The sequence below is a fragment of the Umezawaea sp. Da 62-37 genome (genome assembly GCF_032460545.1).
GTDB lineage: Bacteria > Actinomycetota > Actinomycetes > Mycobacteriales > Pseudonocardiaceae > Umezawaea.
Window position 1 is genome coordinate 17,501 of the sequence record NZ_CP135965.1, and the last position, 15,167, is coordinate 32,667.

Sequence of the window (15,167 nt, forward strand, 5' to 3'; positions counted from 1 at the left end):
TACTTCTTCACCTGCACGCAACTACCGGACTGCTGGGCGCTACCCCCTGGCCATGGAGCGGGAGACCGATGCGATCGCGGCACTCAAGTGCGAGCCTGGCCTGCATCCAATGGTCATGAGTTAAGTGATCATCTGTGGTGTGCGGCAGGGGTGGAGCACGATGGTCCGAGTGACCACGGTCGTTACGGGGTCGGTTCGGCTTCGAGTCTTGTAGCGCAGGCTGGGACGGGTGGTGACGATCGGCGCGGTCCGCTCCGGCCGTTCCCTGATCAGCATCGTGGGCAGGTCCGCCAGGAAGAACGCCAGCGCCTTGGCCAGGTCACGAGGGGGAAAAAGCCCGACCGACCGAGGCCTTCACAGCATCGAGGGCGGGCAGGAATCTGATCCGGGTCGGGTCGAGGGCGGCGATCACCGCGGTCCGGATGATCAGGGTCCGCAACGCCTGATACAGACACAACAAAGCCCAGAGTTCCTGGCGCACCAGCACCGGGGTGCCAGAACGCAGTACCCCGCCCGGCGCACGCAAATCCACCTTGACCAGGCGGAACAACACCTCGATATCCCACCGGTCCGCGTAGCACCGGGCCAACTCCAACGCCGGGGCCACCACCGGGTCCAGCAGCGTGGTGATCAAGGCGAACACCTCCGAGACACCCACGTCGTCCACGACGGAGTACTCGATGACCCGCACCGTGACCCGCTCCGCCCGACGACGCCCACGCAACTCGCTGAGATAGGTGCCATCCAACAGGGCCTCGACACAGGGCAACGCGAATGCCGACGAGACCCGCCACAACAGGTGCGCCCCGGTCGCGGCGGCCTTCACCCACAACTCGTAGGACGCGAACCCTCGATCCGCGGTGAGCAGCATGCCCTCACCCAGATCGGGCAGCAACCGCTCGAACAGTTCCCGCTCACCCACACCGATCGAGTCGAACGCCGCGCCCACCAGCCCCAAGGTCCCGCACTCGGCCAGCACGACCAGGCGCACCTGGGGATGGACCCCGCCGGCGGGGATGTCGAAAGCCTCGGCGTTGCGCGTCGAGGACGGCACGTCGAAGACCGTCCCGTCGACAGCGACCTTGCGCAGCCCCCGCCAGGCCGCTTCCGGGACCACGGCAGCCGAACCCCGGATCGTCGAGGCGGTGAACAACGCCCGCATCGGGGCGTCGCCCAGACGGCCCCGCGCCAACGAGATCGCCCCGTCCGTCGGCACCCGGTAGCCGTCCCAGCCGCCCCGAGCCCAACGCAACCCGTCGAGCAGCGCGGTCAACACCCGCACATAGCCCTTGCCGTGGTGCAGCCACATCGCGAGCGTGAACAACACCACCACCCGCGCCGGCAACGCACGCGTCCGCACCTCACGGGCATCGCAGTCGTCCAACGCGGCCTCGACCATCACATCGGGGAACACCGTCGCCAACAACCCGATCGACACGTCATCGATCAACCGACTCGCACCAGCCCGGGCACCCTGACTCGCCATCGGCTCATCATGCCAGATGATCACTTAACTCATGACCATTGGGCCTGCATCTGGGTGTGGCGCTGCCCAGGCCGGTGCGTCGTACACGGTGCGCGAGGTCAGCCCGTGGCCTCGTTCGGCCAGCAGCAGCGAAGGGAACTCGGCACCGGGCCACTGCGGCCGTACGTCCAGCCAGGCCTGAAGGCGTTCGCGCAAAGCGGCGTTGATCGGGACTTCCCGCCGCTTGTCGCCCTTGCCTCGGATGATCAGGCGCCCTTTTCGGGCGGACATGCGGACGTCGGCCACCTCCAAGTCCGCGACCTCGGCCGAGCGCACCCCCGAGTGGTGGGGGAGTTCGGCCATCAAGGTCGCGGTGCAGCGTGGCGCCCTGTGTGGACGGGGCAATGGGCTGGGGTGGCCCAAGGCGAGGTGCCGATGGCCAGCCGGGCTCCACTCCAGGCAGACCTGGCCAATGCGCAAGGGCAGGCCATCCGGCAGGCCGCCCACATCCGGCAGTCGGAGACCAAGCTGTCCGAACTGCTCGGCGAGCGGGCATGGCGAAAGTCCGGGCTGGGCGCTTCAGCCGACGTCGACCAGCTCCAACACCGGATTACCGAACTGGAGCAGTTGGTCGTCGACCTGCTTAGCCAGCTCCAAGAACACGATCAGGAACTGGAAGCCGCGCGAACGGCCAACCGGGAGTTGATCACAACCCTCAACCGGAGCACGTGATCCAACCCGGCTCACCGTCCTACGACGACACCTTGAGGGTGGCCTCCACGAGGAAATTTCGAAGCGGCACGAGCGCTGGTCGTGCAGGCCGAGATCCTGCTCGAACTCGACCTCACTCGATTCGCCGACGACGCCTTGATCCACGCGGACACGCTTCTGGTTCCCGACGCCGACCGCAGTCAAGACCTGTAGATGGCAGATCCTTCACGCAGCAGCGGTTGGTGCATGCTCGTCGGGTCGCAGCACGGTCACCTCCACCGCGCCCGCCGGTCAGCCCGCCAGATCTACCGGTGGGAAGGGCGTCCCACCACCCATCGCCTCAGGTAATCATCATGTGCCGGAGCCTCTAAGCTGCTCAGGCGAGCTGATTGGTTTTCAGCGTCGCAGGCGGACCGGTCGGTGTGGAGGTGCCGCAGACCGGGCAGTCCGGCAACCGCTTCCAGGTTTCGTACTCCGTCATCTCATAGTCGTCGAAGCGCAACTGCATCAGTCTGCCCGCTGCCACCGGCGGTGCTACGCCGGTTAACAGGCGGACTGTCTCGCCGATGAGCAGACCGGTCACCATGGTCACCAGAGGGACGAACGCAGCATTGTCACCACCGATCTGGCGCTCGCGCTTTTCCGCCAGCAACGTCGCCGACACCTGGTCGGTCCGGAACACGCCGAGGCGCCAGCACTCGATGCAGCCGGTCTGGCCGGGCACCATCGTGAAGTACACGGCGCGCTGGGTGTCCAGACCGCCGGTGACGAGGGGGACGCCCGCACGGACGCACCCCTCGTTGACCCAGTGGTTGATCTCCATCTTGGGCCGGTCGGCCACGGAGATCACCACGTCGGCGCCGTCCACAGCGGCGAGCACGTCGTCGGTGTTCTCGATGCGGCGGGGGATCTTCTCGATGTCGATCCGGGGGTTGAATTGCCGGATGCGATCCACTGCCAGGTCGATTTTGGGCTGACCGATGTCGGCGTCGCGGTAGAGGATCTGACGGTTGAGGTTCGACATCTCGACGCGGTCGAACTCGACGACCCGCACGTGACCGATCCCCATGGCTGCCAGATCCTGCAGGATGTGGCAGCCCAAGCCACCCAGCCCCAGCAGCGTCACCCGTGCGTCCAGGAGCGTGCGCTGGTACTGGAACTGGTTGTCAGCCAGGGAGCAGTACGATCCGAAGAAGTTGATATTTCGGGCCCAGCGCGCCTGCTCGTAGTCGTCGAGCAGCCCGTCGGGGGTGACCGCGCCATTGATCAGGAATCCTGACTCGTCGAACTGGGCGATGGCTGCCTCGACCTCTGCCGCGGTGATCTCCGGATAATCTGCGGCCAGGTCGCAATACACCTCCGCGGCGGTCCTGGTGCCATCGAGCAGCCGGCACATGCGGTGGATCGCGCCGTTGTCGTCGGGGATCTCGGCTACCTGGCCGTAGCCGCTGATGTAGAGCATGCCGTCGACGGCGAACGCGGGCGTCATGTGCTTGAGCTTGGGCAGGATCGGCTGCGTCATCGGGCTTCCTCGTAGCGAAGTGGGCTGGGGATCGAGGCCTGTCGGCAGACTAAGATGGAGTCGCCCGCTGGTGGACCGCCCGTTACGCGGTCCACCAGCGGGCGTTCATTGCGATCAGCCCTCGTTGGCGCTGGCTGCGGTGCTGGTCTTGCGAATCTTCATCGTGATGGTCATGGCGTGATCACCTCCTGGTTGTGCTCGGCACGGGTAAAACTCGGGGACAGACGGTCATCGGACCGCTTGTCGGGTCGATCGGCTCGCAGCGCGTCGACCTGGGCGATGAGCGCGTCCACGCCCTCCTGCCAGGAACACGGATCGTCGGGATGCACTCCCAGCTCACCGAGGAGCTCCGCAGGTGGAGCGCTGGCGCCCGCGGACAACAACGACTCGAACCGGGGGCGGAACGACGAGGGCGTCTCACGGAAGCGGGCCGCCAGCGCCATGGCCGCCAGTTGGCCGTATGGGTAGGCGAACCGACCTCCTGGACGCAGGAACAACTCATCGAGGTAGCTCCACCAGTGTCGATAACCGTCAGTGAGCTGTATCGCATCGCCGTACAACCGGCGCTGCCCCTCAATCCATCGCTCGGCCAACGACTCCGCGTCCAACCGTTCCGACCGCCCTCCGGCCGTGTGTAACCAGTCCTCGAAGTCGTGCAGGACTACTTGGCGGAATACCGCGACCAGTCGGTCCTCGACGGTGCGGGCGGTGAGCGCGACTCGGGCCGTTGCATCGTCCGCACGTTCGGCTAGGACATCGGCAGCCACCGACTCGGTGAACAACGCGACGGTCTCACCGAGCACGGTAGGGGCGGTGGCGGTGAACGCGCCTCGTCCGACCGCAAGCCTCAGATGCGCTGCGTGACCCAGCTCGTGCGCCAAGGTCAGTACGTCGCGCTGCACACCGGTGAAGTTGAGCAGGACCGCCACCCGCCCGGAGGGCAAACCGAAGGTCAGCGCCCCGCGAGTCTTCCGCTGTCGCGGAAAGGCGTCGACCGCTCCGGAGTCCAGCAGTTCCGCGGCGACGTCGGCCACCCGACCGCCTATTCGACGGAACGCCTCCAGGACCACCTCGCGGGTCAATTCCCAGGAGTGGCCGCCAGGCGAGCCCGGAAGCGGTGCGTAGCGATCGGAATCACTGAGCGGGTGTCCCAATGCCGTCCGCTTCCAGCTGTAGTACCTGTGCACCGTTCCCAACGAGCCGCGCACCGTCTCCAGCAGCGCGGCCAGGTCTCGGTCATCGACTTGGTTCGCCACACGTTCCGCGTGGGCCCAGTCTCGTGCCCCGGACACCTCGGCGCGCGCCGCGCGTGCTTGTGCCAAGCCGCCCAGGACGGATGCCCGCAGGTCCACCTCGGCGAGCAGGGCCGAGCTGACATCGTCCGCACGACGTCTGCGGAACTCCACGTCGGGCGCGTAGAGCGCGGGCAGCACGGCGCCCAGCGGCTCGCCACCGGGCCGGATCCGGGCAAGCATCTGACGGGCCAGGGTTTCCCACGCTGGCACAGGATCGAGCCCTGCCATCACCGAGGCGACCGGTTCCGCGGGTTGGAACGTGGCAGAGGCGCGCAGTCGCGCCAGGTAGTTGCGGTGACGGTCCAACTCGGTGGCGTGCGACGCATCCTCCGCCCTCGACCTGGCCAACTCGGGCTCGAAGAAGTCCCATGTCGACGCCACCCGCGACCACAGCCGTTCGCAGTGATCCAGGACCTCGGCGCCGGTCTCGTCGTCGGCGTCCGCGGCCAGCCTGGCCTCGGCGTAGGCACTGGCTTCCAACAGCGGGGTCAGGATCTGCTCCGCTTCCGCGACAGCGGCCGCGAGTTCGGGAGCGGCTAGGGTAGCCAAAATACCTCGATAAATACGACGAAAGCGTCCTAGCTCCTGCGTGATCAAATCCAAGTCGGATATCAATGCGCACGCGTCCACATCGGTGAACACATTTACCGACTCCCCGGATAATGTCACCCTGGTCAACTATTTTTCCACTTCGTACGACATTTCGCCGTCCCCCTGTGGAGGTTAATCAGGCAATCCGCCCTCGTCAATCCATTTCACTGGTCCATTCGGGTGGGCGGCAAGTCCCAAGATCCCGATAATTGCGGTCAGAGATTGCGCAGGTATGCCTCCGAATGGGCTCTCGACCGGGAAATCCGTACCATATTGACAGATTAAGACGAACAACTCATAGATGACAGTGGACCGAAGGGTCGCACTAGATCACCCTTATGGGGCATTGGCGGTTCACGTGTCATCCCGGCGCTATTGATAGCGTCATGTCGGTCCTGGTCCCGTACCGGAGGAACACTATGGGTAACGATGTGGATAAGCGGGGCGGCGGGTTGGGCTCGCGCTTCCACCTGCTGTGGGCGGCATATGTCATCTCGAACACGGGGACCTGGATCTATCGGATCACGCTGCCCCTGCTCGTGCTCGACCTGACCGGATCAGCGCTGCAGACCGCGGCGCTCTACGCCTTGGAGTACGGACCTTTCCTACTGCTGTCGCTGCCCGGCGGGGTGTTCGCCGACCGTTTTGACCGAAAGCGGTTACTCGTGGTCGGTGACCTCGTAGCTGGTGTGTTCGCGCTCGCGCTGGCGATCATGGTGTCGGTCGGCGCAGTGCACCTGATCCTGATCTACGCCGTGGCGCTGCTGCTGTCGTCGGTGGAGCCGATGTACCACCCGGCGTTCCAGGGCTGGCTGCCTGACGTGGTGCGCGCCAATAACCTCGACCGCGCCAACGCGCTGCTGCAGTCCAGTGACAACGTGGTCAGCCTCGCCGGTCCGGTGCTCGCCGGCGGCCTTGTCGCCTTTGTCGGGTTCGAGACCGCCATCTACATCGACGCCTTTTCGTTCGTCGCCAGTGCCTTCATCATCCTGCTGATCCGGGTGACGCCTCGACCACCCGCAGCGGTCGAGACCACGCCCGTGCGCATGATCAGCGGCATTAGGGAGGCACTGCGCTACATCACCAGGGAGAACAGGCCGCTGCTCGCGGGAAGCCTGCTGTTCACCGGCACCAACTTCGCCATCTGGCTGATCCAGGCGAACCTCGTCTACTACCTCACGACCTACCTCGAGATGTCATCCACAGCCGTGGGCATGGTGTTCGCCGCCCAGGGCGGCGGCGCGCTGCTCGGCTCACTGCTCGCGCCGAAGGTGATCCGCAGACTCGGCAACGGCAGGACCATCGCCTTGTCCACGGTGGCCGCGGGGCTGACCACAGCGCTGCTGGTGGTCTTCCGGGATCCCATCGGCGTGGCCGTGGTGTCCGCGTTGGTGTTCGTTTTGGGATCGATGAACGTGGTCGCCTGGTTCACATTGCGTCAGCGCATAGTCCGGCGGGATTTGCTCGGCCGGGTCGTTGCGACCACTCGCATGATCGCCTTCTCCAGCATCCCGCTGGCCTCGATCGTCGCGGGCAGCCTGGAAAGCATGTTGCACAACATGGTCCTGATCATCCTGGTCGGCGCTGGTCTGCGTGCCTTCGTCGGGCTTCTCGGCCTGCGCAGCAGCCTTGCCAGCGTGGAATCCACCGAGGCCACGCCCGCGGGTAGGAACTCGTCGTGATGACTGCCATGCGCGGTTCCGCAATTGTCACAACTGATGCGTTCTGGGCCTTGCGGAGTCGGTGATGCGCCCTGGATTTCGTAGAGTCGACTTGGTGGACTTCATGCCACGATTGGGGCGGCGTGAAGTCTTTCACACTCGATCGGGGTGGGCACGTCCAGGGAACTGTCCAGCCCCGCCGCTGGCTGCGTGGCCGCAGACCAGCGAAGGGTGCGATCCCCTTCGGCCGGAACGCCCAGTCCATCTGCACTGTCGGGTGGCCCGATCGAGGCCCAAGCCGGGATCGGTTTGGCAGGGCTGTGGGGTGGCGGCCACGTTGCGTCGGTGGACGGGATGCGGTTCGTTGTCCCGGTCCGCACCCTGCACTCGGCCCAACCCTCGGCACTTCCCGCGCGGCCGCGGGTCGCGCGGGGCGACGTGGTTGAACATGGTCAACGACCAAACCGCCGGGCTCGTCGCGAAGGTCGTCGCGGCACCCCGCGCGACTCGCTGCACGTGCTCGACGTGCTCTATGACCGCGACGGCGGCGTGAAACCGCAGATGACCGTCACCGACACCGCGTCCTACAGCGACATCGTGTTCGGACTCCTGTCGCTCGCGAGCTGCTGGACCTACCGCCCGCAGCTCGCGGACCTGCCGGATCAGAAGCTGTGGCGGATCGACCCGAAAGCCGATTACGGGCCGTTCACCACCGCCGCCCGCGGCCGCGTCGACCTCACGCGGGCGGCCCAGCACTGGGAGGACATCCTGCGGATCGTCGCCTCCATCCACACCGGCGCCGTCCGCGCCCACGACGTGATCCGGATGCTCTCGCGCGACGGGCACCCCACCCAACTCGGCGAGGCCATCGCGAAAGCCTTCGACCAACTGGGATCGGACAAAGCCGCGGTCCGGCTGGCCGGGTTCTATGCGTTGGAACGCATCGGGCAGAGCATGCCGGGCCAGCAGGAGGCGAGTGCCGCAGCGACTCCCCCGAGGATCGCGTGGCCAGACACAACGGCCGCGAGCAGCCAGGCTCGGCCTACCTGAGAACCGTGTGGATCACCGGTTGGATGTGGCCGCGAAGAGGTTCCACGAGGTCGGGGTGTTCGGCGTGACGGTGCAGCAGGGTCGCGGCGGCGCGGATCTGCGCCGAGCCAACCCCGACCTCGTCTCCTACGCCGACTGGCTCGGCCTGGTCTGCTAGCCACGCCCCCGCGCCGACGGACGACGTCGACTGCGGCCGTTCACCGAGGTCGCGGGCCGGATCGCCGGTCCCCCATAGCGCTGATACGGCTGGCCAGCCGGGACGTCCCAATGGTCACCGACTTCCTGTCCACCCTCGTGAGCAACCCGATGGTCTTCGACAGCCCGGAGGCATGGGGCGAATCGGAGGACTGAGATCCCCAGGGCAAGGCCCCATCGCCCACCGCCCACCAGTGGCGGGGTCAGCGTCGTGCGAGGTAGACCCAGGTGATCGCGCAGTGCAGCGGGCGGCCATGTCTGCGAGGTCGATACCGCCCGCGCTCCGTGTCCGGCAAGGCTGTCCGCAGGTGGCCGAGTGGACCAGCACGGTGATCACGACACCCGGTCGGCGGTGGTGGCACCGGACGCGATTCCACGATCCTGACCGGGTGGGTGTCTGAGCGGCATGGCGGGAGGTCGGTTGTCACGAACACGTTCCACCAGGGCGCCGGTACCCGCCCAGCCGCCGGTCACCGTGGCGGTCGACCCGCGCCAGGGCCCGATGAACGGCCTCTCCCCCTCCGCCAGCACGGGCGCCGTCGTGATCACCGGCTCCGGGAACACAACCTGCCCGACCGACTCACCGGCCGACCGCCGACTCGGCCTGATCACCGTCACAAGCCGCGAAGCCCTGCGCCCCAACGATGATCGGACTCGACGACCATCCACAACGGACACCCATCCCCGTACTCCGCGAAGTAGGCGGACTCCTGGGGACCTGTCCGATGGGTCCGGGTCGGGGAGGTGTCCGGGTTGGTGACACCCGAACCTGAACAGCCCGAGGACCCCGAGGCCGCGGGCCGCGGCCGGGGAGGCGAGCCGGAGGTGCGCAACACGGTGTCGGGCGCCGCGGGTGCGGTGGTGCAGGCCGGTGTGATGCACGGTGACGTGCACCTGCACGCGGCACCTCCGCCCGCGCCGGTGGTGCCGCGTCAACTGCCCGCCGCGCCGGTGGTGTTCGCCGGGCGGGTGGCGGAGTCGGCCGAGCTGGACCGTGTCCTGACCGCCGTACCCGGTAGTCGGGACGCGATCGCGGCGGGAACGGTCCCGGTCGACCCTGCGGTGGGCACGGCGGTGATGATCTCGGCCATCGGCGGGACGGGCGGGGTCGGCAAGACCTGGCTGGCCCTGGCCTGGGCGCACCGCAACCTGCACCGGTTCCCCGACGGGCAGCTGTTCGTCGACCTGCGCGGGTTCAGCCCCACCGGGAGACCGGTCGAACCGGGTGACGCGGTGCGCGGTTTCCTCGACGCCCTCGGCGTCGACCCCGGCGGACTCCCGCCGGAGCTGGCCACGCAGACCGCGCTGTACCGCAGCCTGGTCGCCGGGCGACGGATGCTCATCGTGCTGGACAACGCCGCCACCGCCGACCAGGTCGTCCCGCTGCTGCCCGGCAGCCCCACCTGCACGGTGCTGGTCACCGGCCGCACCACACTGCCGTCCCTGATCGACCGGCACGGCGCCCGCCACCTGCAACTGGACGTCCTCACCCACGACGAGGCCCGCGTCCTGCTGGCCGCACGCCTCGGCGACGAACGGGTGGCCGCCGAACCCGGTGCGACCGCCGAGCTGATCGGCCTGTGCGGGCGCCACCCGCTGGCGTTGACGATCACCGCCCGCCACGCCGCCACCCGCCCCACCATCCCGCTGGTCGAGTTCGCCACCGAACTACGCGACCTGGGGCTGGAGATGCTCGACCACGACGATCCCGACGCCAGCCTGCCCACGGTGCTGTCCTGGTCCCTGCGCCACCTCACCGAACCGCAGCGACGGGTGTTCGCCTTGCTCGGAATCACCCCCGGCCCGGACACCGACCTGTCCGCCGTCACATCGCTCACCGGCCTGCCACCGCCGCAAACACGCAAGATCCTGCGCGTCCTGGAGGAACACTCCCTGCTCGACCGGCACCCGCACGGCCGCTACGCGATGCACGACCTGGTCCGCGCCTACGCCGTCGCCTACGCCCACGACACACTCCCCGAACCGGCACGAACGGCGGCGTTGGAGCGTGTGACGGACTTCTACCTGCACACCGCCTCCGCCGCCGACCGCCTGCTGGACCCCCACGGCACACCGACCCCGCTCGACCCGTCCGCGCCCGGCACACGGCCACACCCGCTGTCCGACCACGCCGCCGCGCTGGCCTGGTTCGACACCCACCACTCCCATCTGCTCGCCGTCCAGCGCACCGCCGCCCTGCACCACCGCCATCAGATCGTGTGGAACCTGGCCAGGACCCTGGGCACCCTGCACTGGCGGCGAGGGCACCGCCACGACGATCTGGCCGTGTGGCAGGCCGCCACCGATGCCGCCGACCACCTGCCCTCGCCCGCCACCCGCAGCTACGCCCACCAACGGCTCGGTCACGCCCACGCCGTGCTCGGAGGACACGAGCAGGCCATCACCCACCTGCGCCAAGCCCTCGCCCTCGCGGAACTGCACCAGGACCTCGAGCGGCAGGCCCACATCCACCACACCTTCGCGCAGGTGTGGGAGCTTCGAGGGGACAACGGGCAGGCTCTGGTGCACGCCCACCACGCGCTGGACCTCTTTCGCGTCCTCGGCCAGCCGGGAAGGGTGGCCATCACGCTCAACCAGGTGGGCTGGTTCGCCGCGTGCCTGGGCGACTACGACACCGCCCGCACCCACTGCCAGGCCGCCCTGTCCCTGCACCGCAGCCACCACAACCTCAACGGCCAGGCGGCCACCCTGGACAGCCTGGCCTTCGTCGAACACCACACCGGCCACCACCTCCAGGCCGTCGACCACTACCGACAAGCCCTCACCCTGTTCCGCACCCTCGGCCACACCGCCGCGGCCGCCGATGTCCTCGACAGCCTCGGCCGCCCCCACGCCGCCCTCGGCCACCACGCGCAGACCGGCGAGGTATGGCGGGAAGCCCTGGAGCTGTACCGGCAGTTGGGACGCACCACCGACGCCGACCGCGTACAGCGGCAACTCGACGACCTCGATCCGGAGCAGACGTCGATCAGACCGTCATAGAGGCGGCCGAGTGGCGGCGGTTGCCTGTCGGTAGGACCGCCGGTGCGGGAAGCGCGGGTTCACTCGGTCGTCTCCTCAGCACCCGCCCCGGTAAGCCCGGCTCGCGACGTCTCCGGGGCTCTGCCCTCGCTATATGTACAGGTCAGCCGACCAAGTTGGGTGTGGAGGACGCCAGTCCCCCGAGGGGTCGGGACGGTCCGCGGCACCGCGGTCGCGGGTGCCGGGTCCGGTGTAGCGCCGGGGGCGGGATGCACGACCGCAGAGACATGGTCAACTCCGAGGACAGCCCGGTGAACACGCCTGCTCCGGTAGCGGGGGTGGTGCGGCCGCCGTTGCCGCGGTGGACGGTTCCGGCGGTCGCGGTGGCGGTGCTGGCCGTGACCGCTGTGGCGTCGGTGCTGCTGTGGACGTGGGTCGACGGCCTGCAACTGGAGCAGGACAAGCGGGCCACCGCGGTGCTCGAGGTGTTCAAGCTCGCCGCGTCGGTCGCCGTCGGCGGCGGCGGACTGTTCGCTTTGTACCTGGCCGCGCGACGGCAGCGCACCCAGGAGCTTGAGCTGGCACAGCGGGAAAAAGTGCAGGCCCACGCCGAGCGGGTGCAGGCTCATGCCGAGCAGGTTGCGGAAGCCAGTCGGGTGGATGCCCAGCAGGTTCAGGCTCATGCGACGCAAGTCGCGGAGAACAACCGGGTGCACGCCGAGCGGGTCGCCGAGGCCACCGTGCCCTCTCCGACTGCACCTTGCGGGTGTGCCCGGCGCTGATCTGCGAGCCGCAAAGCAGGTTCGGACGCTGGCAGGGCAGGTTGTCCGGACTTACATTGCGAATTCGGTGCCGAGCACGCGGTATCGGCTACTCCGCGAGCTTGGCGCGAAGTGCACGCAGATCCTCGTCCCGGTGCCGCAGCAGTCGGCCTCGCCGATCGGAGGCGAGGTCAGCTGGCTTGATCACTACCAGCCGCAGTCCGTGGGCCGGGATCTGCTCGTTTCGGCGCTGGTCATACCGCGCGCGTTGCAGTCCGCGGTGGACACCGCTGACAGTGAGCTATTCCGCGTAACGACTGGTGGCGCTGTGTGATCGCCGTGGATTCGGTGCCGCGCCTCGGGCGCGGCGGAGACGAAAGACGCGGAACTCCCGCTATGAAGGTGGTCCTACCAAAGATCATCTTCACGAGGAGTTCCGCGCGTCATGAGTGTCGCATACGAGGCTGTGCTCGACGTGTCGGAGGACAGCGTCCTGTTCCTGTCCATGCTGTTGCACGATGGACGGGTGCGTCGGGGCACACGGAAGGCCACTCGGGCGATGGGAACCTACAAGCAGGCGGTGTTGGTGCTGCGGTGATTCCTCGACGACACCCGGATGTCGGGGTTGGCCCGCGACAACGGGATCTCGTCCTCGACGGCGTACGCCTACCGCGACGAGGGGATCGCGGCGCTCGCGCCGTCGTTGCACGGCGCGTTGTTGGCGGCCAAGGTCGTCGGGTACTCGCACGTGATCGTGGACGGCACGCTGATCCGGACCGACCGGATCTCCACTCCCGGCCCCACCGTCGGGGTGGACCTGTGGTGGAGTGGAAAACACAAGCACCACGGTGGGAACATTCAGGTCGTGTCCGCTCCGGACGGGTGGCCGTTGTGGACCTCCGGGGTGCGGCCCGGCCGGGAGCACGACATGAGTGCCGCCCGCACCGACCCGGAACTGTTGGGCCGGATCGCGGACTGGATCGGCGATGGCGCCCTCGCGCTGGCCGATCTGGGCTATGAGGGCGAACCCGGCCTCTTCCGGATCCCGGTCAAGAAGCCCGCGGACGCGTCGTTGACCGTGGATCAGCAGGCTTACAACGCGATCCACGGCGCGCTGCGTTGCCTGGGTGAACGCGCCAACTCGTTGCTCAAGACCACGTACAAGGCCCTGCGTCGCTATCGCGGCTGCCCGTGGAGGCTGGGTGACATCGTCGGGGCGGCGCTTGTCCTGCTGCACCACGAGAACCACCGAACCACATGATCCACAACGGTTGATCACACAACGCCACGAATGGTTACTCGGAAAGCCTCAGTGAGTCGGTCGGGTTTGTCGAAGTGCTGGTTAGGACGGTCGTGCTGGATCTCCTGGTACTCCACCACCAGAGCGTGCCGGGGCCAGTGGCTGTCAACGGGCAGTGTGCGAGCACGGCCGTCCTTGCCTGGGTCGCCGATCAACCAATCGAAGCGGGCCTGACGTTTCCCGTCCTCGTTCAACAGTTGGTCGCACAGGTCGAGTACGTACGCTTCGTCGCTGGTCTCGCGCCCCATGACAGCAATGGTGCCCCAAGTCGACCACGACCGCGTGATACGAGTCCGCTGGATCCAAAGCCGCTTGATTAGACCCGCAAACTAGGTCCGGACACCGCAAGGTGCCTACCGCAATACGACTGGACTCGACGGAATCCCCATGGTCTGGATGTTCGTGACGAGGTCGACGAGGCCGAGCGGGTAGACCGTTTCTGTCGTGTCGGCGAGTTCTGAGAGCGTCCACCACCGAACGGCGCTGATGGTGTCGGGCTGGTTGGCTTGAGCCGGGTTGATGTTCTCGGCACCAAACTCCGCGAGGAAGTAGCGCTCGACCTGCCGGACGACCTGGTCGCCGATCTCGTGTTCCTGGCTGCGTTCGGCCACCTGGTCACGCAGGTTGATGCGGGCGTCGTCGATGCCGAGTTCCTCGACCAGTTCGCGGCGGGCACCGGTGCGGTGGTCTTCGCCGTCCTCGACACGTCCGCCGGGTGTCGCCCAGAAGCCGCCGTGTTCTGGATAGTGCACCAGCAGCACCCGTCCGGCGGGGTCGAGGGCGATGACGCGGGCGGCGACGCGCAGTGGTGGGGCCATCACACCGTCCAGTGTCGCAGCCGCTGCTCAGCGGTGCGCGGGTGGTTCCGTGCGGGCGCGGAGCCGGGCACAACAGGTCCCCGGTCATGGCGGTTCTCTTACTCTTCCGGAGCGGCATCGGGTCATGCGTCGACGGTCACGGAGTTGGCCATTGGCCAATTGACCTGCGGAAACCCTCTGATTGGGGACTGGCGCGCACGCTGGTGCCCTGCCAATCTGGCCACTGTGGACGACACCCGACACCTGGAAGTGCGCCTGCCGCCCGACCTGCCGAACGACACCTACGCGGCCATCGCCTAAGCGGTCTGGGCCGTGCTCAACGCGGCCGGTCTCGGCAACACTTCCTCCCTCCGCCCGGACAGCCACGTCACCGACGCCGAGCTGATCCACGCGTTCGACCGGGACGCGCTGACCTACCCGTGGGGTCCGTGAACGTCGCGCGGGGGGCACTGAGCCGACCCGCCCTGCCGCGGCCACGTCCCCGCCGTCCGTGAACCAACCCGGACGAGACCCGCACGAACCCGGTCACCTCGACCATCAGCCAGCTGACGGCGTCACTGCGGGCAGCCTGTTCCTAACATGACCATCTGCACCCAGGCCGCGCCTGACCGCGAACCTGGACGTCAGCACGGGCCACGAGCAGAGCCAGGCCCACGACCAGCCGTCATCTAACCGATTCATCGCAGCAGCATCCCCGCTGCGACCTCACGAGCAGGACCGGAGCACCGACGCGTTTGGCCAGCACGACCGCGAACCTCGTCCTGCGTACCTCCTCGATCCGGACAACGATCTTGTACTGCGTCTCCCGTCGCCGGG

General features: G+C 67.6%; 11 protein-coding genes and 2 pseudogenes. 7 read left to right on the forward strand and 6 right to left on the reverse strand.

Translation table 11 applies throughout. From position 1 onward, the window contains the following. Positions 1–319: 319 nt before the first annotated feature. Together RM788_RS00070 and RM788_RS52805 are read right to left on the reverse strand one after the other, a co-directional pair. Complete coding sequence (locus RM788_RS00070; protein ID WP_315929374.1) at positions 320–1,450, reverse strand: IS4 family transposase; 1,131 nt, start codon at positions 1,448–1,450, stop codon at positions 320–322. Positions 1,451–1,510: 60 nt separating this feature from the next. Next, positions 1,511–1,780: pseudogene (locus RM788_RS52805) on the reverse strand (recombinase XerC); the annotation flags it as partial. On the opposite strand from RM788_RS52805, the gene RM788_RS00075 reads away from it, so the two are divergent. After that, positions 1,664–2,197, forward strand: a complete 534-nt coding sequence (locus RM788_RS00075; RefSeq protein WP_399345333.1) for a hypothetical protein — start codon at positions 1,664–1,666, stop codon at positions 2,195–2,197. The pseudogene RM788_RS52805 and the gene RM788_RS00075 overlap by 117 nt on opposite strands. 355 nt (positions 2,198–2,552) lie before the next feature. On the opposite strand, the gene RM788_RS00080 is transcribed toward RM788_RS00075, so the two are convergent. After that, the gene (locus RM788_RS00080; RefSeq protein WP_315929372.1) at positions 2,553–3,698 is read right to left on the reverse strand and encodes a HesA/MoeB/ThiF family protein; all 1,146 of its coding nucleotides are present in this window, start codon (positions 3,696–3,698) and stop codon (positions 2,553–2,555) included. A 170-nt stretch (positions 3,699–3,868) separates the two neighbouring features. Next, positions 3,869–5,635 carry a M3 family metallopeptidase gene (locus RM788_RS00085; RefSeq protein ID WP_315929371.1) on the reverse strand — a complete coding sequence of 589 codons (1,767 nt, stop codon included), beginning with the start codon at positions 5,633–5,635 and terminating at the stop codon, positions 3,869–3,871. 368 nt (positions 5,636–6,003) lie between these two features. Between RM788_RS00085 and RM788_RS00090 the strand changes: the two genes are divergently transcribed. The 6 genes and pseudogenes from RM788_RS00090 to RM788_RS00115 all read left to right on the forward strand — a co-directional run bounded on the left by RM788_RS00090 (position 6,004) and on the right by RM788_RS00115 (position 13,494). Further along, a complete protein-coding gene (locus RM788_RS00090; RefSeq protein ID WP_315929370.1) occupies positions 6,004–7,266 on the forward strand; it encodes an MFS transporter in 1,263 nt (420 codons plus the stop codon). A 210-nt stretch (positions 7,267–7,476) separates the two neighbouring features. Further along, on the forward strand, positions 7,477–8,295 hold the full coding sequence (locus RM788_RS00095; RefSeq protein WP_399342856.1) for a Tn3 family transposase: 819 nt from the start codon (positions 7,477–7,479) through the stop codon (positions 8,293–8,295). A 19-nt stretch (positions 8,296–8,314) separates the two neighbouring features. Next, on the forward strand, positions 8,315–8,452 hold the full coding sequence (locus RM788_RS00100) for a hypothetical protein (protein WP_315929369.1): 138 nt from the start codon (positions 8,315–8,317) through the stop codon (positions 8,450–8,452). 794 nt (positions 8,453–9,246) lie between these two features. Next, entirely contained in the window at positions 9,247–11,493 is a 2,247-nt protein-coding gene (locus tag RM788_RS00105) for an ATP-binding protein (protein WP_315929368.1), read from the forward strand. Positions 11,494–11,759: 266 nt separating this feature from the next. Further along, the gene (locus RM788_RS00110; protein WP_315929367.1) at positions 11,760–12,254 is read left to right on the forward strand and encodes a hypothetical protein; all 495 of its coding nucleotides are present in this window, start codon (positions 11,760–11,762) and stop codon (positions 12,252–12,254) included. Between the two features lie 424 nt (positions 12,255–12,678). Further along, positions 12,679–13,494, forward strand: a pseudogene (locus RM788_RS00115) (transposase family protein). Positions 13,495–13,508: 14 nt separating this feature from the next. Here the strand turns inward: RM788_RS00115 and RM788_RS00120 are convergent. Together RM788_RS00120 and RM788_RS00125 are read right to left on the reverse strand one after the other, a co-directional pair. After that, positions 13,509–13,781: a hypothetical protein gene (locus RM788_RS00120; protein ID WP_315929366.1), complete on the reverse strand. Its 273-nt coding sequence runs from the start codon at positions 13,779–13,781 to the stop codon at positions 13,509–13,511. Between the two features lie 105 nt (positions 13,782–13,886). Next, on the reverse strand, positions 13,887–14,351 hold the full coding sequence (locus RM788_RS00125) for an NUDIX hydrolase (protein ID WP_315934948.1): 465 nt from the start codon (positions 14,349–14,351) through the stop codon (positions 13,887–13,889). Positions 14,352–15,167 lie beyond the last annotated feature (816 nt).

Bases quoted from the DNA above. Each gene is read 5' to 3' on its own strand.
- RM788_RS00080 (WP_315929372.1), bottom strand. From the start codon at position 3,698: ATGACGCAGCCGATCCTGCCCAAGCTCAAGCACATGACGCCCGCGTTC.
- RM788_RS00090 (WP_315929370.1), top strand. From the start codon at position 6,004: ATGGGTAACGATGTGGATAAGCGGGGCGGCGGGTTGGGCTCGCGCTTC.
- RM788_RS00110 (WP_315929367.1), top strand. From the start codon at position 11,760: ATGGTCAACTCCGAGGACAGCCCGGTGAACACGCCTGCTCCGGTAGCG.
- RM788_RS00120 (WP_315929366.1), bottom strand. From the start codon at position 13,781: ATGGGGCGCGAGACCAGCGACGAAGCGTACGTACTCGACCTGTGCGAC.
- RM788_RS00125 (WP_315934948.1), bottom strand. From the start codon at position 14,351: ATGGCCCCACCACTGCGCGTCGCCGCCCGCGTCATCGCCCTCGACCCC.